The sequence below is a fragment of the Pseudoduganella namucuonensis genome, from assembly GCF_900116645.1.
Classification (GTDB): domain Bacteria; phylum Pseudomonadota; class Gammaproteobacteria; order Burkholderiales; family Burkholderiaceae_D; genus Rugamonas; species Rugamonas namucuonensis.
Window position 1 is genome coordinate 41,596 of sequence record NZ_FPBO01000031.1, and the last position, 23,874, is coordinate 65,469.

The following is a 23,874-nucleotide window of genomic DNA, read 5'->3' on the forward strand; positions in this document are numbered from 1 at the left end:
CTTGCTTAGTTCGGGCCGGCTTAGTTCAAGCCCGCCGCCGCGCGCAGGGCGGCGACCTTGTCGGTGCGCTCCCAGCTGAATTCCGGCTCTTCGCGGCCGAAGTGGCCGTAGGCGGCGGTCTTCTGGTAGATCGGACGCAGCAGGTCCAGCATCTGCACGATGCCCTTCGGACGCAGGTCGAAGTGCTCCAGCACCAGCGCTGCGATCTTGTCGTCCGAAATCACGCCGGTGCCTTCGGTGTACACCGTGATGTTGATCGGACGGGCGATGCCGATCGCGTACGACACCTGCACCTGGCACTGGCGCGCCAGGCCGGCGGCGACGATGTTCTTCGCCACGTAGCGGGCGGCGTAGGCGGCCGAGCGGTCGACCTTGGACGGGTCCTTGCCGGAGAACGCGCCGCCGCCGTGCGGGGCCGCGCCACCGTAGGTGTCGACGATGATCTTGCGGCCGGTCAGGCCGCAGTCGCCCTGCGGGCCGCCGATGACGAAGCGGCCGGTCGGGTTGACCAGGAACTTGGTTTCCTTCAACCACGCGGCCGGCAGCACCGGACGGATGATCTCCTCGATGACCGCCTCCTCGATCTGGCGGTGGCTCACCTCCGGCGCGTGCTGGGTCGACAGCACCACGGTGTCCACGGCCACCGGGCGGCCGTCGACGTAGCGCAAGGTGACTTGCGATTTGGCGTCCGGACGCAGCCATGGCAGGCGGCCGTCCTTGCGCAGCTGCGACTGGCGCTCGACCAGGCGGTGCGAGTAGTAGATCGCGGCCGGCATCAGTTCAGGCGTCTCGTCGCAGGCGTAGCCGAACATCAGGCCCTGGTCGCCGGCGCCCTGGTCCAGGTCCAGGCCGGCGCCCTCGTCCACGCCCTGGGCGATGTCCGGCGACTGCTTGTCGTAGCACACCATCACGGCGCAACCCTTGTAGTCGATGCCGTATTCGGTGTTGTCGTAGCCGATGCGCTTGATGGTTTCGCGCGCGATTTGAATATAATCCACGTTCGCGTGCGTGGTGATCTCGCCGGCCAGCACCACCAGGCCGGTGTTGCACAGGGTTTCGGCGGCTACGCGCGCTTTCGGGTCTTGCGCCAGGATGGCGTCGAGAATGGCGTCCGAGATCTGGTCGGCGACCTTGTCGGGATGGCCTTCGGATACGGATTCGGAAGTGAACAGATAATCATTTGCGGACATCGCAAGCTCCAGTTGATTTGATTGTTTAAACATGTCGCAACAACCAAACCGGCTGGCGACGCTTTAGCGAGATTTATATTCCGCCTCGCAAGTTGTCTGTTAACTCGGCGGTTACTGCATACGTGGTATTTTACGCTTCTTAAAAAACTTTTGGCAAAGCAAAATTCTTTGCGGCGACCGATTCATACATGCTTGTCACCATATTTCGTCTCCTTTCCGTCCTTCCCTTGCCACTCTTGCACGCGCTGGGCGCGGCATTGGGCTGGCTGGTTTATATCCTGTCACCATCGCACCGCCGCCGCATGCGCGAGAACATGCGGCAGGCCGGCTTTGAACGCCATGTGCGCGCGGCGATCGCGGAGTCCGGCAAGAGCATACTGGAATTGCCCTTCATCTGGTGCGCGCCAGCGGAACGCGTGTCGCGCCACGCCCGCACCGAGAACTGGGAGCTGGTGCAGGGCGCGCTGGACGCCGGCCGCGGCATCGTGTTCCTCACGCCCCACCTGGGTTGCTTCGAGATAGTCGCCCAGGAGATCGCGCTGCGCACCGAGCTGATGGTGATGTACCGGCCGCCGAAAAAAGCCGCGCTGAAACCGCTGATCGAGGGCGCGCGGGCGCGCAAGAACCTGCTGCTGGCGCCGGCCAACATGTCCGGCGTGCGCATGCTGGCCAAGACCTTGAAGAAGGGCATGCCGATCGGCCTGCTGCCGGACCAGGTGCCGCAGGAGGGCGAGGGCGTGTTCGCCGACTTCTTCGGCCGCCGCGCCTACACCATGACCCTGCCGGCCAAGCTGGCGAAGATGGGCGACGCGGTCGTCATCGTCACCTACGCCGAGCGGCTGCCGGGCGGGCGCGGCTACCTGATCCGCTTCGTGCCCTTCGACGGCGCGCTGGACGGCTCCACCGCCGAGCAGGCGCGCGCCATCAACGGCGCCATGGAAAGGCTGATCGCGCGCGCGCCGGCCCAGTATTACTGGAGCTACAACCGCTACAAGGTGCCGGCCGGCGCCGATGACGCCGGCAACGACGGCGACGGCGGGGTGGCGGCATGAGGCTGATGCTGGGATTCATGTGGCTGCTGCACTGGCTGCCGCTGCCGCTGCTGGGCCGCTTCGGCGCGGCCGTGGGCTCGCTGCTGTTCGCCGTGATGGGCAAGCGGCGCCGCATCACGCTGACCAATCTGCGCCTGTGCATGCCGGAGCTGGGCGAGGCGCAGCGCGTGGCGCTGGCGCGCCGCCACTTCCAGGGCTACACGCGCAGCGTGTTCGAGCGCGGCGTGCTGTGGTGGGCGCCGCAATCGCGGCTCAAGCGCCTGATCCGTGTGACGTCGTGGGACGGCCCCCATCCCGACAGCAACGGCGTGCCGGTCGAGGCGATCTCGGCGCGGCCGACCATCCTGCTGTGTCCACATTTCGTGTGCCTGGACGTGGCGGGCGCGTCGATCGCGATGGAGATGTCGGCCTCGTCCATGTACGTGCAGCAAAAGAACGCCGCCTTCGACAAGGTGCTGCGCGACGGCCGCGCGCGCTTCCAGCCGGTCAAGCTGTTCACCCGGCTGGACGGCATCAAGCCCATCCTGCGCGCGCTGCGCGACAAGCTGCCGTATTTCATGCTGCCGGACATGGACTTCGGCGAGAAGGACGCGGAATTCGTGCCCTTCTTCGGCATCCAGGCCGCCACGCTGACGGCCACCGCCCGCATCGCCGCCGCCACCGGCGCCCAGGTGATGCCGGTGATTTGCACCTTCCTGCCCGGTTATCGCGGCTGGGAGGTAAAATTCTACGCGCCGTGGGAGAATTACCCCGGCCCGGACATGGCCGAGGCCACGCGCCGCATGAACGCCTTCATCGAGGAGCGCGTGCGCGAGGCGCCGGCCGAGTATTTTTGGACGCACAAGCGTTTCAAGACCCGTCCCCATGGCGAGCCGTCGTTCTACGGCCAGACCCGCTAGGCACACTTACAGAGCACTCAATGAAACTCAAATTCACCAAAATGCACGGCGCCGGCAATGACTTCGTGGTCATCGACGCCATCAACCAGCGCATCGATTTCACGCCCGAGCAATGGAAGCGCCTGGGCGACCGCCGCTTCGGCATCGGCGCCGACCAGATGCTGGTGGTGGAGAAACCCACGCGGCCCGGCTGCGACTTCCGCTACCGCATCTTCAACAGCGACGGCGGCGAGGTCGAGCAGTGCGGCAACGGCGCGCGCGCCTTCGCCAAGTTCGTCTCGGAGAAGGGGCTCACGGACCGTTCCAGCATCTCGGTGGAAACCATGGCCGGCGTCATCGCGCCGCGGCTGGAGGCGGACGGCAGCGTCACGGTCGACATGGGCGCGCCGGTGCTCGATCCGGCCCTGGTGCCGTTCGACGCCGAGGGCCTGCGGGGCGTGGCCGAGGGCCGCGACGTGCTGTGGCCGCTGACCCTGGAGCTGGCCGGCGACAAGGAAACCGTGCTGGTGTCGGTGGTGTCGATGGGCAATCCGCACGCGGTGCAGCTGGTGGCGGACGTGGACAGCGCGCCGGTGGAGCTGACCGGCCCGCTGATCGAGCACCACCCGCGCTTCCCGCGCCGCGTCAACGCGGGCTTCATGCAGCTGCTGGACCGCAAACACATCCGCCTGCGCGTGTTCGAGCGCGGCGTGGGCGAGACGCTGGCCTGCGGCACCGGCACCTGCGCCGCCGTGGTGGCGGGCATCCGCCGCGGCCTGCTCGACTCCCCGGTGAGGGTGGACGCGCGCGGCGGCCAGTTGTCGATCGCGTGGGAGGGCGAGGGCCAGCCGGTGTGGCTGACCGGCCCGGCCGTCACGGTGTTCGAGGGCGAGATCGAGATCTAAAAAGGTAAAACTCAGGCCGGCACCAGGCCGGCGTCCCCATCCGTCCCGTCGCCGGGCAGCCAGCTCTTCAGCCGGTACAGGCGCTGGCGGTAATTGCCCTCCGGCCCCGCCAGGCTGCAATCGACCTGTTCGAACAGCCGCGCGACGCGGTCCAGCGCCTGGCGCTGCTGGGCCGTGCGCACCAGCACCAGGCGCCGCTTGCTGCGCCCGTAGCTGGCGCGGATATCCACCACCAGGCAATGGCCCTGGTCGGCCGCCCGCACGTCGAGCAGCAAGGCCTCGGCCCGCGTCAGGCTGAACAGCCGCGCCAGTTCCAGCCGCGCCGCCAGCAGCGGCTGGCTGCCGGCCAGCCCGCGCGGCGACGGCGCCGCGATCCAGTCCGCCGCGTCGCCGTCGGGGGCGATGCGGGCCAGCGCGGCCCGCGCCTCGGCCGAGCCCTGCGCGGCCGCCTTCTGCAGCCAGTAGGCGGCGCGCACGTCGTTCTGCTCGTCGCCGCGGCGCGCGCGCCAGGCGTGGATGCCGCACTCCAGCTGGGCCGCGCTGTGGCCCATGTCGGCGGCGCGCTCCAGGCAGGCTTGCGCCTCGGCCACGCTGCGCTGCGAGAATTCCGGTTTGATGTAGATGCGCGACAGCGCGAACCAGGCGTCGGCCAGGCCCTGTTCGCCGGCCTGCGTCAGCCAGCGGATGGCGCGCTTGAAATTGGCGGCGGCGATGCCGTCGCTGACGCGCTCGCCGTCGCAGTTCATGCGGGCGAACCACAGGCCCAGCGCCAGCTGCGCGGTGCGGTCGCCGCCGTGCGCGGCCAGCTCGCAAAAGCGCTGGCGCTCGCCGTGGCGGTCGTCGCCGTCGGCCAGCGCCTGGGCGCAGCGCGACAGCAGCAGCACTTGCGCCGGCGGCGCCTGCCAGCCGCCCAGCCGGGCCGACTCGGCGTCCGGCGGCGCATCCCGCACCAGCGCGCGCGCCAGCGGCAGCGCGTGGGCCAGGAAGACCGCGCGCGGCTGCTGGCGCCAGGCCAGGTCCAGCGCGGCGTAATGGTCGGGCCGGTCCGGTTCGCCCTCGGGGACGGCGGGCCGCTCGCCGGCGGCGCCGTGCGCGCCGGCGGCCAACGCCGCCGAGGCGTGCTGGGCCTGCAGGCGCAGCGCGTCGGGCAGGCCGGCGCGGGCCGCCGCCTCCAACGCCCGCAGGGCCTTGGCGCGTAGCGCGGACGCAACACCGTCGGGCGCCGACAACACCAGCTGCGCCAGCACCAGTCCGGCCGGCGCCACGCCCGCCTCCCAGGCCCGTTCGTACCACGGCAGCACGGCGCCGCGGCTGTGCCGCGCGTGCTCGAAGCCGACATGCTTGCCGATCAGCCGCCACGCCTCGTCGCGCCCCTGCGCGGCCGCGCGGTGCAGCCAGTGCAGCGCGGTTGGCGGGCTCTGCGGCAAACTGGCGCCACCGAATAAATACAGCTTGCCCAATGCCAGCTGGCATTCGGCGTCGCCGGCGCGCGCCCCTCGGATCATTCCTAGTTCTTCACGATTTGCCATCGTTCCACTATTAATATGATTCATTCAAGAAAAACGCGGCGGCGGTTGCCGCCGGCGTACGGCGCCTTTAGTAATCTTGCCACATCTCAACAAACCAGCACATTAAAAAAGTGACGGCAAGTGTAGTATGCGCGCGATTTCGTATTCCCTTCCAAATACTAAGTATTTGATATTGCTCAAGTATTCGCATCGGTAATTGCATGTACGCTGTACATTAGTTATTAATTTCCAGAAAGGACATATGGATAAATAACCAGCTATGAACAGCCTATCAAGCGTTACAAAAAAACAACAGGAACGTCCTTTTTTTTAGCTTTTGACCAATATTAGCCTTCATAATCGACCAATGATCGGTGGTTGCCGTGACGAGCAATTAAGGTTTAGTACATCGGAAGCGGCGGCGTGGTCCGCGCTTTTACGCGTCTTTGCAAATAGTTGAAGATTTCTCACTAAAGGAAACAACAATGAAAAAATCGTTAGTGGCCCTGGCACTCATGGGCGCCTTCGCTGGAGCCCAAGCGCAATCCTCCGTCACTATTTACGGCACGGTGGACGCCGGCATTTCCAAAACCACCGGCACCACCGCCCAGATCGGCAAACGCGACAACAACAAGCTGGGTTTCCGCGGCGTGGAAGACCTGGGCAACGGCCTGAAGGCCCTGTTCCACCTGGAAATCCGCTACGAGCCGGACACCGGCACCATCGAAGGCGTCACCCGCCCCCTGTTCCAGGGCCAGAGCCGGGTCGGCCTGCAGGGCGGCTTCGGCACCGTGCGCCTGGGCCGCGGCCTGACCGCCTTCCAGGAATCGATCACCGCCTTCGAGCCGTGGAACGGCCTGCCGGCGGTGGCGGGCTTCCAGACCAACCTGCAGGTGGCCGGCTACACCAGCGATCCGCTGTCGCCGGCCGGCAACTCGGGTAACCGCTTCTCGAACGGCGTGTGGTACAACTCGCCGGTGTGGGGCGGCTTCCAGTTCAACGGCACCTTCGGCACCAAGGACGCCAACGGCGGCCCTGCCGTGATCGGCCGCGGCACCGCGCTGGCGCCGCAATACGCGGCCAACGCCCAGGCCTCGGCCCATCCGTACTCGGTCAGCGTGACCTACAACAACGGCCCGTTCGCGGCCATGGCGGCGACCGAGCGCAACGCGATCGAGACCAAGCTGTGGTCGGTGGCGGCCTCGTACAAACCCACCACCGCGCTGAAACTGATGGCCTCCTACCAGCAGCAGGACCAGGACCACACGCTGCGCGTCAATCCCGAAACCGACGCCTGGGTGATCGGCGCCAACTACACCATGGGCCCGGGCAAGGTGCTGGTGGGCTATGGCCAGAAGCATCCGGACGGCGTGCTGAAAACCAAGGAAATCTCGCTGGGCTACGAGTACAGCCTGTCGGCCCGCACCTATGTATACGTGGACGTGTCGAACCGCAAGCTGCCGGTGCCGGTGACCGCCGCCTCGGACAGCAGCCTGAACCACTATTCGCTGGGCATCCACCACAACTTCTGACCGGAGCCCGCATCCGGTCGCTCGCGACAGCAAGGCCCGGGCGACCGGGCCTTTTTTCATCCCGGCGGAATTCGCCAGTTTGTGACTTTTTTGCAACCGTGGCGTGGCGCGCCACATGGCTTTCTGTACAAGGCTACGGAACGATGTCATATTAGCCCTACCGAATTAGTACGCACGTACTATTTCTAGAACAAAGAATAATTCACTGGAGACACAATGAAAGCAAAATTCCTCGCAGCTGGTATCGCCGCCTGTTTCGCCGCCCCGGCCATGGCGCAATCGAACGTGACGATCTATGGCATCGCCGATGCCGGCATCATGCACGTGCGCAATGGTGGCGGCGACGCCAAGACCAAACTGGTCAGCGGCATCGCCGACGGCTCCCGCCTGGGCTTCCGTGGCACGGAAGACATGGGCGGCGGCTGGAAAGCCATCTTCAACCTGGAAGCGCGGGTGGAGCTGGACACGGGCCGCCAGCAAACGGGTAACCTGAGCAGCAACCAGACGGTCGCGCTGACCGAGGGCTTGAACCTGACCATCCCCGGCCTGCCGGCCGCCGTCTCGACCGCCGTCGCCGGCATCGTGCAAAACGCCGTCAATCCCGCCATCAACGTCAACCCGAGCAACGCGCTGTTCGACCGCACCTCGATGGTCGGCCTGATCACGCCGGTGGGCGCGGTCCTGCTGGGCCGCATGTACACCCCGGGCTACGAGGTGCTGGCCGCCGGCGACGTGTTCGAATCGGGCACCGCGGCGGGCTGGGGCGGCATCGTGGGCGGCACCGGCGGCCTGCTGACGGCCGGCGTGGCGATCCGCTCCGACAAGTCGATCCAGTACCGCATCGAACTGCCGAACGGCATCAAGGCGGCCGCCATGTACGGCACCGAGAAATCGGGCTACATCGGCCTGGACAAGCGCTCCTGGGGCGCCAACGTGCGCTACGTGGCCAACGGCTTCGACCTGGGCCTGGGCCACAACCACGGCACCGACCAGGTCGGCAACCGCGGCCTGATCACCACCACCCTGGCCGGCGCCTACTCCGTGAACCAGTGGAAACTGTTCGCCGGCGCGCACAAGCAGAAGAACGAGAACTCGGTGATCATCCGCCTGGTCGGCGACACGCTGGCGGCGCAGTTGCCGGCCGGCCTGCCGGCCGCCGTGGCGCCGCTGATCCCCACCATGCTGGGCCGCATCAACACCAACCTGAAGCGCAACTTCTACCTGGACGCGATCAGCTACCAGGTCGGCCTGCACTACAAGGTGGGCGCCGGCCGCGTGATGGCCTCCGTGGTGCGCCAGGACGACAAGCGCGCCGACGCCAGCGACGCCACCCAGTTCGGCCTGGGCTACGACCACAACCTGTCCAAGCGCACCGACGTCTACCTGATCGGCGCCTACATCAAGAACGAGAACGACGGCCAGTACGCGATCGGCGCGGCCAGCGCCTCGGGCGGCTTCACCGCCAAGCCCGGCATGTCCAGCAAGGGCGTGCAGATCGGCATGCGCCACCGCTTCTAAGCGCGTTCCGCCCCGCCACGAAAGACGCCCCCGGGCGTCTTTTTTCATGGCGCGTCGGTTAGAATGCGGATTGCCTTCTACCCTTAGCAACCAAGAACAATGACCACCACCACCCTGGATTCCGCCGCCGTCGCCAGCTTCCTGGCCGACCATCCGCACTTTTTCGAAGAGCACGCCAGCCTGCTGGGCGACGTCAAACTGTCCAGCCCGTTGACCGGCCGCGCCGTGTCGCTGCAGGAGCGGCAAATGGAGGTGATGCGCGACAAGTACAAGGCGCTGGAGCTGCGCATGGCCGAGCTGGCGCGCCACGCCAAGGAAAACGAGACCATCGCCGGCCGCTTCCACACCTGGACCCAGGCGCTGCTGCGGGTGCGCGAGGACGGCGACATGCCGCGCGTGCTGGTCGACAGCCTGAAATCGGCCTTCCACGTGCCGCAAACCACCTTGCGCCTGTGGCAGGCCGCGCCGGCCCACGCGGACCAGTGGTTCACGGCCGGGGTGTCCGACGACGCGCGCATCTTCGCCAACAGCCTGATGGCGCCGTATTGCGGCAGCAACAACGACTTCGAGGCCGTGCGCTGGCTGGAGGACGCCGGCCACATCCAGTCCACCGTCATCATCCCGCTGCGCAAGCCCGGCTCCAAGGGCGCCACCTTCGGCCTGCTGATCCTGGGCTCGCCCGACTCCGAACGCTTCACCTCGCTGATGGCGACCGACTTCCTGGTCCACATCGGCGAGACCGCCAGCACCGCGCTGGCGCCGCTGCTGGCCTGAGGCCATGGAGGCGGCGCGCGGCAAGGCCGAATGGACCGCCGCCTATCTCGACCAGTTGCGGGTGCAGCGCAAGCTGTCCCCGCACACCGTGGCCGCCTACGGGCGCGACCTGGCCGAGCTGCGCGAACTGAGCGGCGACACCGCCTGGAGCGCCCTGACCCACTTCGACGTGCGGCGCTACGCCGCCAGGCTGCACGGCCGGCAGCTCGATCCCCGCTCCATCGCGCGCAAGCTGTCCGGCTGGCGCGGCTTCTTTGAATGGCTGAGCCGCCAGATCCCGCTGGCGGCCAATCCAGTCGAGGGCGTGCGGGCGCCGAAACGCGCGCGCACCTTGCCCAAGGCGTTGTCGGTGGACGACGCCGTGCACCTGGTGGCGACGCCGGCGCGCGCCGCCGCCACGCCCGAGCCCGCCGAATTGTGCAACCACGCCATGTTCGAGCTGTTGTATTCCAGCGGCCTGCGGGTGTCCGAGCTGGCCGGGCTGGACGCGCGCTACCGCAAGGCGGACAGGGACGGCCCGGCCTCGCTGGGCTGGCTGGAGGCGGACAACCGCGAGGTGGTCGTCACCGGCAAGGGCGGCAAGCAGCGCAGGGTGCCGGTCGGCGCCGCCGCGCTGGCCGCGCTGGCGGCCTGGCTGGCGGTGCGCCCGGCGCCGACCGACGGCGGCGACGCCCTGTTCCTGAGCGCGCGCGGCACCCGCGTCTCGCCGCGCGTGGTGCAGCTGCGGCTGAAGGCGCACGGCCTGGCCGCCGGCACCCCCGCCAACGTGCATCCGCACATGCTGCGCCATTCCTTCGCCTCGCACCTGCTGCAGTCGTCCGGCGACCTGCGCGCGGTGCAGGAAATGCTGGGGCACGCCAGCATCGCCTCGACCCAGGTGTATACGGCGCTGGATTTCCAGCACCTGGCGCAGGTCTACGACCAGGCGCATCCGCGCGCGAAAATCAAGTAGCCCGTGCGCCGCGCCCGCGAACATGCGCGGTATCAAGACAGCCGTTTGGCCGCGCGTGCGAAATTCCGGCATAATCGCTCGATTCCCGGACCGCCCGGCGGCCCCAACCCATAATCGGCAAGCAGACATGGCACTGATCCCCACCACCATCCTCACCGGCTTCCTCGGCGCCGGCAAGACCACCCTGCTCAACCGCATCCTGCAGGAAAGCCACGGCATGCGCATCGCCGTGATCGAGAACGAATTCGGCCAGGAGAACATCGACAACGAGATCCTGGTGCAGGACAGCAAGGAACAAATCGTCGAGATGAACAACGGCTGCATCTGCTGCACCGTGCGCGGCGACCTGATCGTGGCGCTCGGCAGCCTGGCAGCCAAGCGCCGCGCCGGCGAGCTCAACTTCGACCGCGTGGTCATCGAGACCACCGGCCTGGCCAATCCCGGCCCGGTGGCGCAGACCTTCTTCATCGACGACGAGGTGGGCGGCAACTACATGCTGGACGCCATCGTCACCGTGGTGGACGCGCGCCACGCCATGCAACAGCTGGACGACAACGAGGAGGCGCAGCGCCAGGTGGGCTTCGCCGACAAGCTGCTGCTGTCCAAGACCGACCTGGTGCAACCGGACGAACTGGCCGCGCTGACCACCCGCCTGAAGCGCATCAACCCGCGCGCGCCGATCGGCAAGTCCGACTTCGGCAACGCCCCGATCGCCGAGGTGCTGGACCTGAAGGGCTTCAACCTGAACGAGAAGCTGGAACTGGACCCGGACTTCCTGGCGGCCGAGGAGCACGCGCACGGTCATGATCATCACGAGCACCACGACCACGCGCATGGCGAACACTGCGACCACCCCAGTCATGCGCACGATCACCACCATTCCCATCATACTGACGAGATCGCCGCGTTCGTGTTCAAGAGCGACCGTCCGTTCGACAGCGCCAAGCTGGACGAGTTCCTGGGCGGCCTGGTCAATGTGTACGGCCCTCGCATGTTGCGCTACAAAGGCGTATTGTTGATGCAAGGCGCGGAAAGAAAGGTTGTTTTCCAGGGAGTACATCAACTGATGGGCAGCGATCTGGGCGCCAAATGGGGGGAAAACGAGACACGTGGCAGCAAAATGGTGTTTATTGGCAAAAATCTACCGAAAGACATCTTTATTCGCGGATTGGAACAATGTTTGGTATAAACTAACCGGGTTTTTTGGGGTACCGGTTAGCAAGGAGCGTGCCGGTGCAGTTGTTGGCAAGGCCGCATCAACTGAAATTTGAAAACTCTGTCGTATCGAAGGTAAGAAGTCATGACTAAAACTAATAAAACCCCTGCCAGCGAAGAACGCGTCCTCACCGAAGAAGAGATTCTGAAGATGGGCGAGGCCGACTACATGAATCCAGCCCAATTGGCTTTCTTCAAGGCGAAGCTGCAAGGCCTGGAGAAAGAGTTGCTGAAGAACGCCGGCGAAACCACCGAACACCTGCGCGAGACCGTGCTGGTGCCCGATCCGGCCGACCGCGCCACCATCGAGGAAGAGCACGCGCTGGAACTGCGCACGCGCGACCGCGAGCGCAAACTGCTGAAAAAAGTGCAGCAATCGATCGTGGCCATCGACAACAACGAGTATGGCTGGTGCGAAGAGACGGGCGAGCCGATCGGTATTCCCCGCCTGATCGCGCGTCCCACCGCCACGCTGTCGCTGGAAGCGCAGCAGCGCCGCGAGCTGAAGCAGAAGCTGTACGGCGACTGAACGCCGTCGCGGACCGGCAGCCCCGCACCGGCGCGACGCCGGAGCCGGCCGTCTCACTTGAAAAAAGCATGCAGGCCCGCGCCGCGTGCTTTTTTTGTGTCCGCGTGATACTCATCGGCTACACTATGTATCCTGCTAGCGAGGAGCGCCGTGGGCCTGTTTTCCCTGTTCAAGAAAGGCAAACCGGACGCCGCCGATGAGGGCGACGAGGCCGCCGCTCGCCTGGCCGCGGACAGCGAGGCGCAGCGGATGAGCGCGCAGACCCAGTTGCAGCGCGACATCGCGCGCGCCACCGCGATGAAGATCGACGCCATCGAGGCGGCGATGGAGGCGGACATCTTCAACGAGCCGGAGCCCGCCTGGGGCAGCCGCCCGCAGCGACCGCCACGTCCGCCCGCGCCCGCCGCCGGCGACGACAATCCCGACACCCTGCCCCTGCTGGACGCCCACACCACCCAGTTGCTGGCCGACGACGAAATGCCGGCCCCGGTGGCGGCCGAGGAAACCGCGCCGGTGGTCGAGGAGAGCGCCATCCTGTACGCCAACGGCCAAGGCGCCGTGGCCGGGCAGATGCTCAGGGCGGCCCTGGCGGAAGCGGCCGGCCAAGGCGCGGCGCAGGACCGCACGCCCTGGTGGCTGCTGTTCGACCTGTACCAGGCGGACGGCCAACGCGACGCGTTCGACAGCCTGTCCATCGACTACGCCAGCACCTTTGAAACCTCGCCCCCGCCCTGGCGCGGCCCCGCGCACGGGCCGCCGGCGGACGCCGCGGACGGGGCCGCCGGCGGCGTGGCGCCGACCCACGTCTTCGGCCACGCGCTGGACGCGGGCGTCGCCGCCCAGCTGGAACGGTTGCGCGCGCAATCGGTGCCGCTGCTGCGGCTGGACTTCAGCCACATCGCCACCGTCGACGCGGCCGGCTGCGCGCTGCTGCTGGAAACGCTGCGCGCGCTGCAGGCCCGCCAGCAGGATTTGATCGTGGTGGCCGCCGCCGAATTGGCGGAGCTGCTGCGCTCCTGTGTGTGCGTCGGCCGGCGCGACGACGGCGAGGCCATCTGGCTGCTGTTGCTGGAAACGCTGCAATTGCTGAACCGCGAGAAGGATTTCGAGGAAACCAGCATGGATTATTGCGTGACCTTCGAAGTGTCGCCGCCCGCGTTCCAGGCGCCGCGCAAGGTCGAAACGGCCGCGCGCCAGCCGGTGGCGGCGCCGTCCGAGCGCTACATGCTGCCGCCGGTGATCGGCGGCGACATCGGCGGCCTGCTGGCGGCGATCGGCGCCTACGCGGAACAATATCCGGCGCTGGTGTTCGACTGCTCGCGCCTGGCGCGGCTGGAGTTCGGCGCCGGCAACCAGTTGCTGGCCCAGCTGCAAACACTGGCGGCGGACGGCAGGCGGGTCGAGTTCCGCGAGGTCAACCACCTGGTCGCCGCGCTGATGCGGCTGCTGGGCTACGCCGGCCTGGGCCGCGTCTTCGCCCACAAGTACTAGCGCCGATTTGCCCCGCGGCATGGAGCGGGGCGTGGCATGTCTTGCAATTGCGCGCCCTGCCCCCATTTCAGCGGCTGGCGTTCACACTGCGTCGAACGTCTTTACTTTGAGGTCAACATGGAACAATTTCACGGCACCACCATCCTGTGCGTGCGGCGCGGCAGCCAGGTCGCGCTGGGCGGCGATGGCCAGGTAACGTTGGGCAATATCGTCATGAAGGGCACGGCCCGCAAGGTGCGCAAGCTGTACCAGGGCAAGGTCCTGTGCGGCTTCGCCGGCGGCACCGCCGACGCCTTCACGCTGCTGGACCGCTTCGAGGCCAAGCTGGAAAAACACCAGGGCAACCTGCTGCGCGCGTCGGTCGAGCTGGCCAAGGACTGGCGCACCGACCGCGTGCTGCGCCGCCTGGAGGCCATGTTGCTGGTGGCCGATGCCACCTCCACCCTGGTGATCACCGGCAACGGCGACGTGCTCGAGCCCGAGAAAGGCATAGGCGCGATCGGCTCCGGCGGCACCTACGCCCAGTCGGCGGCCCTGGCGCTGCAGGAAAACACCGAGCTCAGCCCGGCCGAGATCGTGAAGAAGTCGCTGACCATCGCCGGCGAGCTGTGCATTTACACCAATATGTCCCACATCATTGAAACCCTGGACGGGGAAGCGCCATGAACATGACACCGCTGGAAATCGTCGGAGAACTCGACAAGCACGTGGTCGGCCAGGGCAAGGCCAAGCGCGCGGTCGCCATCGCGCTGCGCAACCGCTGGCGCCGCCAGCAGGTGGCCGAGCCGCTGCGCCACGAGATCACGCCGAAGAACATCCTGATGATCGGTCCCACCGGCGTCGGCAAGACCGAGATCGCGCGCCGCCTGGCCAAGCTGGCCGACGCGCCCTTCATCAAGATCGAGGCCACCAAGTTCACCGAGGTGGGCTATGTGGGCCGCGACGTCGACACCATCATCCGCGACTTGATCGACATCGGCGTCAAGCAGACCCGCCAGGCCGAGATGGCCAAGGTGCGCGCGCGCGCCGAGGACGCCGCCGAGGACCGCGTGCTCGACATCCTGCTGCCGCCGGCGCGCGACTTCGGCTTCAGCGCCGCCGCCACGCCCGCCCCCGAGGACAAGCCGGACACCACGCGCCAGACCTTCCGCAAGCGCTTGCGCCAGGGCGAGCTGGACGACAAGGAGATCGAGATCGAGCTGGCCGACAGCGCGCCGCAGATGGAGATCATGGCGCCGCCCGGCATGGAGGAGATGACGGAGCAGATCAAGTCCATGTTCTCGGGCATCGGCGGCGGGCGCAAGAAGGCGCGCAAGGTCAAGATCAAGGAGGCCATGAAGCTGCTGCTGGACGAGGAGGCCGCCAAGCTGGTCAACGAGGACGAGATGAAGCAGAAGGCGATCCAGAACGTCGAGCAGAACGGCATCGTGTTCCTGGACGAGATCGACAAGATCGCCTCGCGCTCGGAGGTGGGCGGGGCCGACGTGTCGCGCGCCGGCGTGCAGCGCGACCTGCTGCCGCTGGTCGAGGGCACCACCGTCAACACCAAGTACGGCATGATACGCACCGACCACATCCTGTTCATCGCGTCCGGCGCCTTCCACCTGGCCAAGCCGTCCGACCTGATCCCGGAGCTGCAGGGCCGCTTCCCGATCCGGGTCGAGCTCGAATCGCTGTCGATCGCCGACTTCGAGCGCATCCTCACCAGCACCGACGCCTGCCTGACCAAGCAGTACGAGGCGCTGCTGGCCACCGAGGGCGTGACCATCGCCTTCGCGCCGGACGGCATCACGCGCCTGGCCGAGATCGCGCACCAGGTCAACGAGCGCACCGAGAACATCGGCGCGCGCCGCCTGTACACGGTGATGGAAAAGCTGCTGGAGGAGATCTCGTTCACGGCCAGCGACGCCGGCGACCAGACCCTGGCCATCGACGCCGCCTACGTGAACGCGCGGCTGGACGCGCTGGCGGTCAACGAGGACCTGTCGCGCTACGTGCTGTAGGCGGGGAAAGGGAGGCGACCATGGCGAACAAGGCACTGGCGACGCGGCAGAAGATGCAGTTCCGCGTCGAGCCTTCGCAAAAACCCCGCAATCCCTATGCGGCGCTGGCCAAGGCGCGTTCGGCCGGCCCGCATGTCAAACCCGCCTCGGCGCAACGCCAGGCGGCCAAGCAGGCCCTCAAGAAAATCGATCCCGGGAAGTCCGGCGACTAATCCACCGGACTATTCCCTCTGCACGGCCAACCGGGGACAGACCCGCGACCAGAGCCACGTGCCTCTGCGACAGCTTGTGGCGCGAGGGTCTGTCCCCTCGGATACGACGTACCTACTTTACTGGCGCGGCGGCACGTTGGTCGGCGGCGGCATGTCGACGCCGGGCCGCATCGACGGCGTGACCACCGGCGGCGCGGGAGGCTGCTGCGGCTGCTGCACGGGCGGCGGCGCCTGCTGCTGCATCGGCATCGGCGGCGCCATTTCCGCGCCGCCGGAACCCGGCGCGTCCTGCATCAGGTCGACCCGCTTGGGGACGCCGCCCTCGGCCAGCACCACGTGCTTCGCGTGCACCTCCTGCACCCTGACGCCGCTGGCCACCTCCGATCCCACCGGGTAGGCCTTGGCCGGCTGGCCGTCGGCGGCGATGATGGCGACGCTCTCGCGCCCGACGCCGGAGGCGACCACGCCGCGCAGCTGGTAGTTGCTGGGCGCGGCGACGGCGGTGTCGCCGCCGAACAGGCCCTTGGCCGCCGTGATCAACGGTTCCGGCGCGGCCTGCATCGGCACCGCGGCGATCGGCCGTTGCTGCGGCTTGAACAGCTGCAGCCCCCAGTAGGCGCACGAGGCGGACAAGGCCACCACGGCGACGAATACGGCTATGACAGGCAAACGCTTCATGAGGTCTTTCTAACGTGGTTCAGCGCACGAGCTGGTTGATTTCGATAATGGGCATCAGCACGGCCAGCACGATCAGCAGCACCACCACGCCCATGGCCAGGATCAGCGCCGGCTCCAGCAGGCCGGCGATGCGCAGCGTGCGGCGCTCCAGGTCCGCCTCCTGGGCGGCGGCGGCGCGCTCCAGCATGGCCGGCAGTTCGCCGGTGATCTCGCCGGCCCGTATCATGTGGATCAGCATCGGCGGGAAGTGCTTTTGCGCCGACAGCGCGCGCGCCAGGCTGACGCCCTCGCGCACCGAGTCGGTCGCGTCCTCCACCAGGTGCTGCATGGCGACGTTGGTCAGCGTGTCGCGGCTGGTCTGCAGCGCGCGCAGGATGGGCACGCCGGAACCGCTGGTGATGGCCAGCGTGCTGGCGAAGCGCGCCGTGTTCAGGCTGCGCTCGAACTTGCCGTACAGCGGCGCCGTCAGCAGCCAGGTGTGCCAGCGCGTCTTCAGCGCGGGGTTCTGCAGCGCGCGGCGCCACGCGAACCAGGCGCCGATCAGCAGCACCAGCACGATGACGCCGTAGTTGCGCACGAAGTCCGACACGGCCAGCATCACCACCGTCAGCACCGGCAGCTTCTGCTTGGTGTTGGCGAACACGGACACGATCTGCGGCACCACATAGGTCAGCAGGAAAATGACGATCGAGAACGCCACCACGGTGACGATGGCCGGATAGGTGAAAGCCAGCTTGACCTTGTCCACCAGCGCGTTGCGGCGCTCGATGTAGTCGGCCAGGCGCGACAGCACGCGCGACAGGTGGCCGATCTGCTCGCCCGACGCGACCAGCGCGCGGTAGATCTCGGCGAAGTCGCGCGGGTGGCGCGCCAGCACGTCGGACAGCGCGGCGCCGCCGATCACCTCGGAGCGGATCGACGCGATCAGGTCGCGCACATAGGGGCGCTCGGCCTGCTCCAAGAGGGCCGAGAAGGCCTGCTCCAGCGGCAGCCCCGCCTCCAGCAGGCTGGCCATCTGGCGCGTGAACAGCGCCAGCTCGGTGGTGGACAGGCGCTCGCCGAAGCCGTGCCGCGTGGCTTTGCCGGCCGCGTCGACCTGGGCCGAGATGGCGTCCACCTTCAGCGGCGTCAGGCCCTGCGTGCGCAGGTCGGCGCGCGCCGAGCGCGGGCTGTCGGCGTTGACCACCCCCTTCCTGGTGGCGCCGCCGGCGTCGACGGCTTCGTAGCGGTAGGCCGGCATGGCTTAGTCCTTCGCCACGCGCAGCAGCTCGGCGCGGGTGGTCACGCCCTGCGCCAGCCAGCGTTCGCCGTCCTCGCGCATGGTGATCATGCCGTCCTTCTGGGCGGCGCCGCGCACCTCGGCCTCGGACGCGCGGTCGTGGATCTGCGCGCGTATCGGCTCGGTGGTCTGCAGCAGCTCGTAGATGCCGACCCGGCCGTGGTAGCCGGTGTGGCCGCACTGCTCGCAGCCGACCGCGTGCCACTGGCCGTCGCGCTCGTCGTACTTTTTGCAGGACTCGCACAGCTTGCGCACCAGGCGCTGCGCCAGCACCCCCAGCAGCGAGGACGACAGCAGGAAGGGCTCGATGCCCATGTCCAGCAAGCGGGTGACGGCGGCGGCGGCGTCGTTGGTGTGCAGCGTGGCCAGCACCAGGTGGCCGGTGAGCGAGGCCTGCACCGCGATCTGCGCCGTTTCCAGGTCGCGGATCTCGCCGATCATGATCACGTCCGGGTCCTGGCGCAGGATGGCGCGCAGGGCCTTGGCGAAGGTCATGTCGATGCGCGCGTTGACCTGGGTCTGGCCCACGCCCTGCAGGTCGTACTCGATCGGGTCCTCCACCGTGAGGATGTTGGTGGTGGTCGAGTTCAGCATGGACAGCGCGGCGTACAGGGTGGTGGTCTTGCCGGAGCCGGTCGGCCCGGTCACCAGCACGATGCCATGCGGCTGGTTGATCAGTTGGTCGAACCGCGGCAGCATCGCCGCGCTCATGCCCAGATGGTTCAGGTCCAGCCGGCCGGCCTCCTTGTCCAGCAGGCGCAGCACGGCGCGCTCGCCGTGGCCGGTGGGCAGGGTCGAGACGCGCACGTCCACCGGCTTGCCGCCCACGCGCAGGGTGATGCGGCCGTCCTGCGGCAGGCGCTTCTCGGCGATGTCCAGCTGCGCCATGATCTTGATGCGCGAGATCAGCGAGCCGTGGATGGCCTTGCGCGGCTTGACGATGTCGCGCAGCGCGCCGTCGACGCGGAAGCGCACCACCGAGGTCTGCTCGAAGGGCTCGATGTGGATGTCGGACGCGCCCTCGCGCAGCGCCTGCGTCAGCAGCGCGTTGATCATGCGGATCACCGGCGCGTCGTCGGACGATTCCAGCAAGTCCTCGATGGCCGGCACGTCCTGCAGCAGCTTGGTCAGGTCCAGGTCGGCGTCGAACTCGTCGGCCACCTGCGAGGCGTCGCCGCCGGCGCCGGCGTAGGCGGCGGCGATGGCCTCCTCCAGGTCGGCGCGGCCCAGGTGCCGGATGTTGACGCGGCCGAAGCGGCGCGACACCTCGGCGATGGCGGCCGGCGCGGTGGCGGCGGACACGAACACGTCCACCGCGTGCTCGGCCTGCTCGCCCGGCTTGGCGAGCACCGCGTAGTCGCGGGCGAAGGCGTAGGGCAGCAGGTTGCTCATTCTGGTTGCTTGTTGTCGGTGGGCGGGACGGGCACGGGTGCGGGGGCGCCCGGCGCGACCGGCAACGCCAGGTGGCCGTTGCCCGGCAATGGCTGGCCGTTGTTCAGTTGCGGCAGCATGGGCTGGCCCAGGTCCTTGATCAGCACCGAGTCCTCGGGCTTGACGGCCTGCTGGGTGGCGCGCATGAAGTCGTAGCGGTCGGTGGCCAGGTTCATGCCCTGCTCGCGGTTGCGCATCACGACCGGGCGCAGGAACACCATCAGGTTGGTCTTCTTGCGGGTGCGCGACTGGTACTTGAACAGGTTGCCGATGACGGGCAGGTCGCCCAGGCCGGGCACCTTCTCCACGCCGCCGTTGGCGTCGTCCGAGATCAGGCCGCCCAGCACGACGATCTGGCCGTCGTCGGCGATCACGTTGGTCTCGATGGCGCGCGTCTTGAGGATGATGCCGCTGCTCGATGTGACCGAGGTGTCGATGCTGGAGCTCTCGTTGTAGATCGCCAGCTTGATGGTGCCGCCCTCCGAGATCTGCGGCCGCACTTTCAGCGTCAGACCCACGTCCTTGCGGTCGATGGTCTGGAACGGGTTGGTGGTGGTGCCGGAGGTGGTGGTGAACTGGCCGGTCAGGATGGGCACGTTCTGGCCGACGCGGATGGTGGCCAGTTCGTTGTCCAGCGTGACCATGTTCGGCGTCGACAGGATGTTGGTGCCGCTGTCGGCCTGCAGGGTGTGCGCCACCGCGCCCAGGCCCAGCGTGCCGTTGGCCAGCTGCTTGAAGATGCCGACCGAGAGGCCGTTGCCCACCACCGGCGTGTTGTTGGAGATGCCGGCGGCGATGTTGAGCAGGTTGTTGTTGCCGCTGCTGAGCGATTGCAGGCCGCCCACGCGGTAGGTGCTGTTCTCGTTGCCGCTGGCGCCCACCCACTGCACGCCGAATTCGGACGTCTTGTCGGCCGTGACCTCGACGATCAGCGATTCGATGTAGACCTGGGCGCGGCGCACGTCGAGCTGGTCGATCACGTTGCGCAGGTTGCGGTACACCGATTCCGGCGCCGTGATGATCAGCGTGTTGGTGGACGCGTCGGCCTGGATGAAGCCGCCCGCGCCGCCCGCGTTCAGCTGGTTGCCGGTGTTGCCGCCGCCGCTCAGCAGCGGATTGGTGGAGCCGGTGGTGGCGCCCATGCCACCCTGGCCCTGCGCGCCGGTCATGCTGTTGCCGCCGGCCTGGCCAGTGCCGCCGGTGCTCTGGTTGTTCAGGCCGGCCGCGCCCAGCGCGGCGCCGGTCAGCGAGCTGTCGCCCGAGATCACCGAGCGCAGCGTCTGCGCCAGCTTGGTGGCCTCGGCGTTCTTCAGGTACACCACGTGCACATTGCCCAGCTGCGCGGTCGGCTGGTCCAGCTTGGCGATCAGCGACTTGGCCAGGTTGGCGCGCGCCAGCGACGGCGCGCGCAGCACCAGCGAATTGGTGCGCGGGTCGGCCAGCGCGCTGACGCGGCCGGCGTCCGCGCCGCCGGCGCCGCCCGGCTCCATCAGCTTGTTGACCATGGTGGCCAGGTCGCTGGCGATGGCGTAGCGCACCGGGATCACGTCCAGGTCGGAGCTGGCCGGCGCGTCCAGCGCGGCGACGATCTTGCCCAGGCGTTTCAGGTTGTCCGCGTAGTCGGTGATGACCAGCGAATTGTTGCCGATGTTGGCGTTGATGGTGTTGTTGGGCGTGATCAGCGGGCGCAGCACGGTCACCAGGTTGGCGGCCGACTCGTAGTTCAGCGGGAACACCTGGGTCGCGATCTGGTCGCCCTTCAAGGTGGTCGCGCCGATCTGGGTCGGCGTGGCCTGCAGCTTGGCCTCGGCCTCCGGCACCACCTTGGCGTAGCCGTCGCCGCTGACGATGGCGAAGCCCTGCAGCCGCAGCGCCGAGGCCAGCAGCGCGAAGGCCTGCGACTTGCTCAGCGAGCCCTCGGACACCAGGGTCAGCGTGCCTTTCACCCGCGGATCGATCAGGAAGGTGATGTTGGTGTAGTGGCCCACCGCCTTGATCACCGACTCGATGTCGGCGCCGACGAAGTTGAGCGCGGCCTGGTCGGCCGGCGCCGGCGCCGCCCACGCGGCCAGCGGCGCCAGCAATGGCGCGGCGGCCGCCGCGCAGCACATCAATGCGGCCGCGCTCACGCGGCGGGAAACACGCATTGGAAGGGTCGATTTGCCTACAGACTGTTTTTTCATTATCTGAACTCTAAAGCGATGATGTTCTTGCCGTCACTGGTGGGACGGCGCTGGCCCAGCAAATTCAACAGATTGCCCAACGTCTGCTCATAACCGTCGGCCGCCTGGGCCTGCCCGGAGAACTGCAGGCGCCCGTTTTGCAGGCTGCCTTTCCCGCTCAGCAGCAGCGGGCCTTTCAGGGAATGCAACTCCAGCTGCGCCTGCTGGCCGCGCCAGTCCAGCGCCAACTGGTACGTGCCCAGCGGCTTGATCGGCGACAGCTTGGACGACATGTCCGCCATCTCCAAGGTGGTGCGGCCGTTCACGTCCACCCGGTCGCCCTGCAACGCCAGCTCCAGCGTGGTCCACGACAGCTTGACCCTGCCGCTGGGCGCCAGCGTGTTCAGCGGCGCGCCCAGCCCGGCCAGGCCGTCGGCCGGCAGCAGCAGCGCCGACGGGCTCAGGCGCCACTGCGTCCAGCCGCCGTTGAAGTTGACCGGCTGCGCCAGCGCCTGCTCGTTGGCCAGTTCCAGGTCCACCACGCCCGCCAGCGCCAGCGGCGACAGCTTCCACGCGAAGCGGCCCGGCAGCAGCGGCGTGACCGCCCCGCCGGCGCTGGCCGCGCCGCCGATGAAGGCCGAACCGCGCCACAGGGTACCCTGTGCGTCGCCCAAGGTCAAACGCCCGCCGGTCTGCTTCTCGACCATGCTGGACATCCACGCCGCCGGGAAGAACAGCAGCAGCGTGGCCGCCGCCCCCAGCAGCGCCGCCAGCAGCCAGAGCAGGCTGCGCCTCACCGCGCCCCGCCCGCCGGCTGGTGCAGCGTGAGCGCCGCGTCCACCGTGCCGGGCGCCGCCAGGCCGGTGATCGCGCTTTCCTGCACCACGATGCCGGCGCCGCGGCGCTGCGCGTCCAGCCAGGCCACCAGGGCGGCGAATTGCGCGCCCTTGAGCTCCAGCTTGGCGTATTCGCCGGTCAGCGCCAGCGACTGCGCCTTCAGGCCGTTGGCGGCCAGGCTGGCCGTCATGCTCTCATTGGTCATGCGCGGCGCCTGGATGGGCGGGCGGGCCGCCAGTTCGGCCGCCGTGCGCGCCAGCGCCTGCAGCTCGGCGGCCTCCTGGCGCAGCAGCGGCAGCGAGGCGCGCAGCTTGGCGCGGCCCTCCAGCGCGGGGTCGATCAGCAGGCCGTACACCAGCGCCAGGCCGACCACGGCGCCGCCGACGCCGAGCATGCGGCGTTCCTGTTCCGTGCGCTCCTGCCAGAAGGCGGTGGCGGCGGCTTGCAGCTTGTGCGCTTTCACGCTGAGTTCGCTCACGATTTGCCTCCAGTGCGGGTTTGCGAGATCTGCCAGACGCCGGCCCCGGTCTCGGTCAGCGCCAGGCCGCGCGCGGCCAGCGCCGCCTGCGCCTGCGCCAGCGTGTTGGCGTCCACCGCGTTCGGTTTCAGTTTCACGGTCAGCACGCGCTGCTTGTATTCCAGCCCGGCCACCACGTCGCGCTTGCCCAGGCCCGCCAGCGCCTCGCCGAAGGCGGCCGCGACGGCGGTGAACTCGTCGGCGGCGATTTCGCCGCTGCCGGCCTTGGCCAGCGCGATGTTCTTGCGCATCTGCGCGGCCGCGTCCAGGATCACGGTTTCCTTCGGATAGGCGGCGCGGAAGGTCTGGTCCATCGTCTTGCGCACCTCGGCCGCCTCGCGCTTCATGCGCAGCCAGTCGGCGTTCAGGCCGGCGATGTTGACCGCCACCGCCAGCAGCGCCAAGCGCAGCGGCCAGCGCCAGCGCTGCCAGGCGCGCGACTGCGCGCCGGTGGCGCCCAGGCCGGCGGCCAGGTCCGGTCCCGCCGTCTTGGCGCCCGCCATCCAGTGCTCCCACTGGTCCGCCTCCAGCGCCACGCCCGGCATGGCGCCGGCCAGCGGCTCGAACTGCGGCGCCAGCGAGCCCGGCACGTACACCGTCAATGGCGCGTCGCCGGCCAGCGCGCGCAGCGTTTGCAGCGCGGCCTCGGGCTGCGGCGAGACGGTCAGGCCCAGGCCCTGCTGCTGGTCGGTGCGCAGGGTCAGTTCCAGGCCGGCGCCGTCCTGCGCCAGCGCGGCGGAGACGCCGCCCGGCTGCAACGGCAGGCACAGCTGCGCGGGCAGCGCGGACACGCCGTGCGCGCCCTGCGCCACCAGCGTCTTCACCAGCACCTCCAGCCAGGCGCGCTGCACCACGGCCACCACGCGTGTTTCGACGTCGCCCAGCACCGGCGCCAGGGCCAGGACGCAATCGGCCGGATCGCCCAGCAGCTGGTCCTCCACCAGCGCCGGCAGGGCCGCCTTCAGGCGCGACGCAGACAGCGGCGGCACCTTCACGGTCAACAGCGTGACGTCGGCGGCGGCCAGCAGCAGCACCACGCGGCGCGCGGACGCCACCAGCTCGGCCAGGTTGCCGAGGGCGGACACGCCCTGCTGCGTCACGCCGCCGCTGTCGCCCAGCAGCGCGTAGTGGCAGGGCTGGACGGCGCCGCTGTCGGAGGCGGCGCGGGCCGGATACCGGATGTATAGTGTCGTCAAAGGTTCTCGCTTTCG

At 68.2% G+C, this 23,874-nt stretch carries 22 protein-coding genes; 13 read left to right on the top strand and 9 right to left on the bottom strand.

Annotated features, from left to right (window positions below; all coding sequences use genetic code 11):
* Positions 1-20: 20 nt before the first annotated feature.
* The gene (gene metK / locus BM436_RS26270; protein WP_093558494.1) at positions 21-1,190 is read right to left on the bottom strand and encodes a methionine adenosyltransferase; all 1,170 of its coding nucleotides are present in this window, start codon (positions 1,188-1,190) and stop codon (positions 21-23) included.
* A gap of 188 nt (positions 1,191-1,378) precedes the next feature.
* Between metK and BM436_RS26275 the strand changes: the two genes are divergently transcribed.
* The 3 genes from BM436_RS26275 to dapF are packed head-to-tail and all read left to right on the top strand — an operon-like array spanning position 1,379 to position 4,025.
* Positions 1,379-2,242: a lysophospholipid acyltransferase family protein gene (locus BM436_RS26275; protein WP_093558495.1), complete on the top strand. Its 864-nt coding sequence runs from the start codon at positions 1,379-1,381 to the stop codon at positions 2,240-2,242.
* Positions 2,239-3,141, top strand: coding sequence for an LpxL/LpxP family acyltransferase (locus tag BM436_RS26280; RefSeq protein ID WP_093558496.1), 903 nt, complete (start codon positions 2,239-2,241; stop codon positions 3,139-3,141). The genes BM436_RS26275 and BM436_RS26280 overlap by 4 nt, the downstream gene beginning before the upstream one ends.
* 20 nt (positions 3,142-3,161) lie before the next feature.
* On the top strand, positions 3,162-4,025 hold the full coding sequence (gene dapF / locus BM436_RS26285; protein WP_093558497.1) for a diaminopimelate epimerase: 864 nt from the start codon (positions 3,162-3,164) through the stop codon (positions 4,023-4,025).
* An 11-nt stretch (positions 4,026-4,036) separates the two neighbouring features.
* On the opposite strand, the gene BM436_RS26290 is transcribed toward dapF, so the two are convergent.
* Positions 4,037-5,530, bottom strand: coding sequence for a tetratricopeptide repeat protein (locus tag BM436_RS26290; RefSeq protein WP_443094107.1), 1,494 nt, complete (start codon positions 5,528-5,530; stop codon positions 4,037-4,039).
* A 488-nt stretch (positions 5,531-6,018) separates the two neighbouring features.
* Here BM436_RS26290 and BM436_RS26295 point away from each other — a divergent pair, with 488 nt between their 5' ends.
* The 10 genes from BM436_RS26295 to BM436_RS26340 all read left to right on the top strand — a co-directional run bounded on the left by BM436_RS26295 (position 6,019) and on the right by BM436_RS26340 (position 15,759).
* Positions 6,019-7,065 (top strand): porin, encoded by a 1,047-nt coding sequence (locus BM436_RS26295; RefSeq protein ID WP_093558499.1) that lies wholly within the window; start codon positions 6,019-6,021, stop codon positions 7,063-7,065.
* Positions 7,066-7,281: 216 nt separating this feature from the next.
* A complete protein-coding gene (locus BM436_RS26300) occupies positions 7,282-8,583 on the top strand; it encodes a porin (protein WP_093558500.1) in 1,302 nt (433 codons plus the stop codon).
* A 99-nt stretch (positions 8,584-8,682) separates the two neighbouring features.
* Entirely contained in the window at positions 8,683-9,357 is a 675-nt protein-coding gene (locus BM436_RS26305) for a DUF484 family protein (protein WP_093558501.1), read from the top strand.
* A gap of 4 nt (positions 9,358-9,361) precedes the next feature.
* A complete protein-coding gene (locus BM436_RS26310; protein WP_093558502.1) occupies positions 9,362-10,309 on the top strand; it encodes a tyrosine recombinase XerC in 948 nt (315 codons plus the stop codon).
* Positions 10,310-10,436: 127 nt separating this feature from the next.
* The gene (locus BM436_RS26315) at positions 10,437-11,498 is read left to right on the top strand and encodes a CobW family GTP-binding protein (RefSeq protein WP_093558503.1); all 1,062 of its coding nucleotides are present in this window, start codon (positions 10,437-10,439) and stop codon (positions 11,496-11,498) included.
* Positions 11,499-11,609: 111 nt separating this feature from the next.
* A complete protein-coding gene (dksA, locus tag BM436_RS26320) occupies positions 11,610-12,053 on the top strand; it encodes an RNA polymerase-binding protein DksA (protein WP_093558504.1) in 444 nt (147 codons plus the stop codon).
* Positions 12,054-12,203: 150 nt separating this feature from the next.
* Positions 12,204-13,544, top strand: coding sequence for an STAS domain-containing protein (locus BM436_RS26325; protein WP_093558505.1), 1,341 nt, complete (start codon positions 12,204-12,206; stop codon positions 13,542-13,544).
* 117 nt (positions 13,545-13,661) lie between these two features.
* Positions 13,662-14,210 carry an ATP-dependent protease subunit HslV gene (hslV, locus tag BM436_RS26330; protein WP_093558506.1) on the top strand — a complete coding sequence of 183 codons (549 nt, stop codon included), beginning with the start codon at positions 13,662-13,664 and terminating at the stop codon, positions 14,208-14,210.
* A complete protein-coding gene (gene hslU / locus BM436_RS26335) occupies positions 14,207-15,547 on the top strand; it encodes an ATP-dependent protease ATPase subunit HslU (RefSeq protein WP_177307521.1) in 1,341 nt (446 codons plus the stop codon). Before hslV ends, hslU begins: the two co-directional genes overlap by 4 nt.
* Before the next feature lie 20 nt (positions 15,548-15,567).
* Positions 15,568-15,759 carry a hypothetical protein gene (locus BM436_RS26340; RefSeq protein WP_093558507.1) on the top strand — a complete coding sequence of 64 codons (192 nt, stop codon included), beginning with the start codon at positions 15,568-15,570 and terminating at the stop codon, positions 15,757-15,759.
* A gap of 117 nt (positions 15,760-15,876) precedes the next feature.
* Here the strand turns inward: BM436_RS26340 and BM436_RS26345 are convergent, their stop codons facing one another.
* Genes BM436_RS26345 through gspL form a run of 7 tightly spaced genes read right to left on the bottom strand, consistent with a single transcriptional unit; the run spans position 15,877 to position 23,859 of the window.
* Complete coding sequence (locus BM436_RS26345; protein ID WP_093558508.1) at positions 15,877-16,437, bottom strand: type II secretion system protein N; 561 nt, start codon at positions 16,435-16,437, stop codon at positions 15,877-15,879.
* Between the two features lie 19 nt (positions 16,438-16,456).
* Positions 16,457-17,677, bottom strand: a complete 1,221-nt coding sequence (gspF, locus tag BM436_RS26350; protein WP_093558509.1) for a type II secretion system inner membrane protein GspF — start codon at positions 17,675-17,677, stop codon at positions 16,457-16,459.
* Between the two features lie 3 nt (positions 17,678-17,680).
* Complete coding sequence (gene gspE / locus BM436_RS26355) at positions 17,681-19,108, bottom strand: type II secretion system ATPase GspE (protein WP_093558510.1); 1,428 nt, start codon at positions 19,106-19,108, stop codon at positions 17,681-17,683.
* On the bottom strand, positions 19,105-21,330 hold the full coding sequence (gspD, locus tag BM436_RS26360; protein ID WP_093558511.1) for a type II secretion system secretin GspD: 2,226 nt from the start codon (positions 21,328-21,330) through the stop codon (positions 19,105-19,107). Before gspD ends, gspE begins: the two co-directional genes overlap by 4 nt.
* Positions 21,330-22,106 carry a type II secretion system protein N gene (gspN, locus tag BM436_RS26365; RefSeq protein WP_093558512.1) on the bottom strand — a complete coding sequence of 259 codons (777 nt, stop codon included), beginning with the start codon at positions 22,104-22,106 and terminating at the stop codon, positions 21,330-21,332. The genes gspD and gspN overlap by 1 nt, the downstream gene beginning before the upstream one ends.
* Positions 22,103-22,624: a type II secretion system protein M gene (locus BM436_RS26370; protein WP_093558513.1), complete on the bottom strand. Its 522-nt coding sequence runs from the start codon at positions 22,622-22,624 to the stop codon at positions 22,103-22,105. The genes gspN and BM436_RS26370 overlap by 4 nt, the downstream gene beginning before the upstream one ends.
* The gene (gene gspL, locus BM436_RS26375) at positions 22,621-23,859 is read right to left on the bottom strand and encodes a type II secretion system protein GspL (protein WP_093558514.1); all 1,239 of its coding nucleotides are present in this window, start codon (positions 23,857-23,859) and stop codon (positions 22,621-22,623) included. Before gspL ends, BM436_RS26370 begins: the two co-directional genes overlap by 4 nt.
* Between the last annotated feature and the right edge of the window lie 15 nt (positions 23,860-23,874).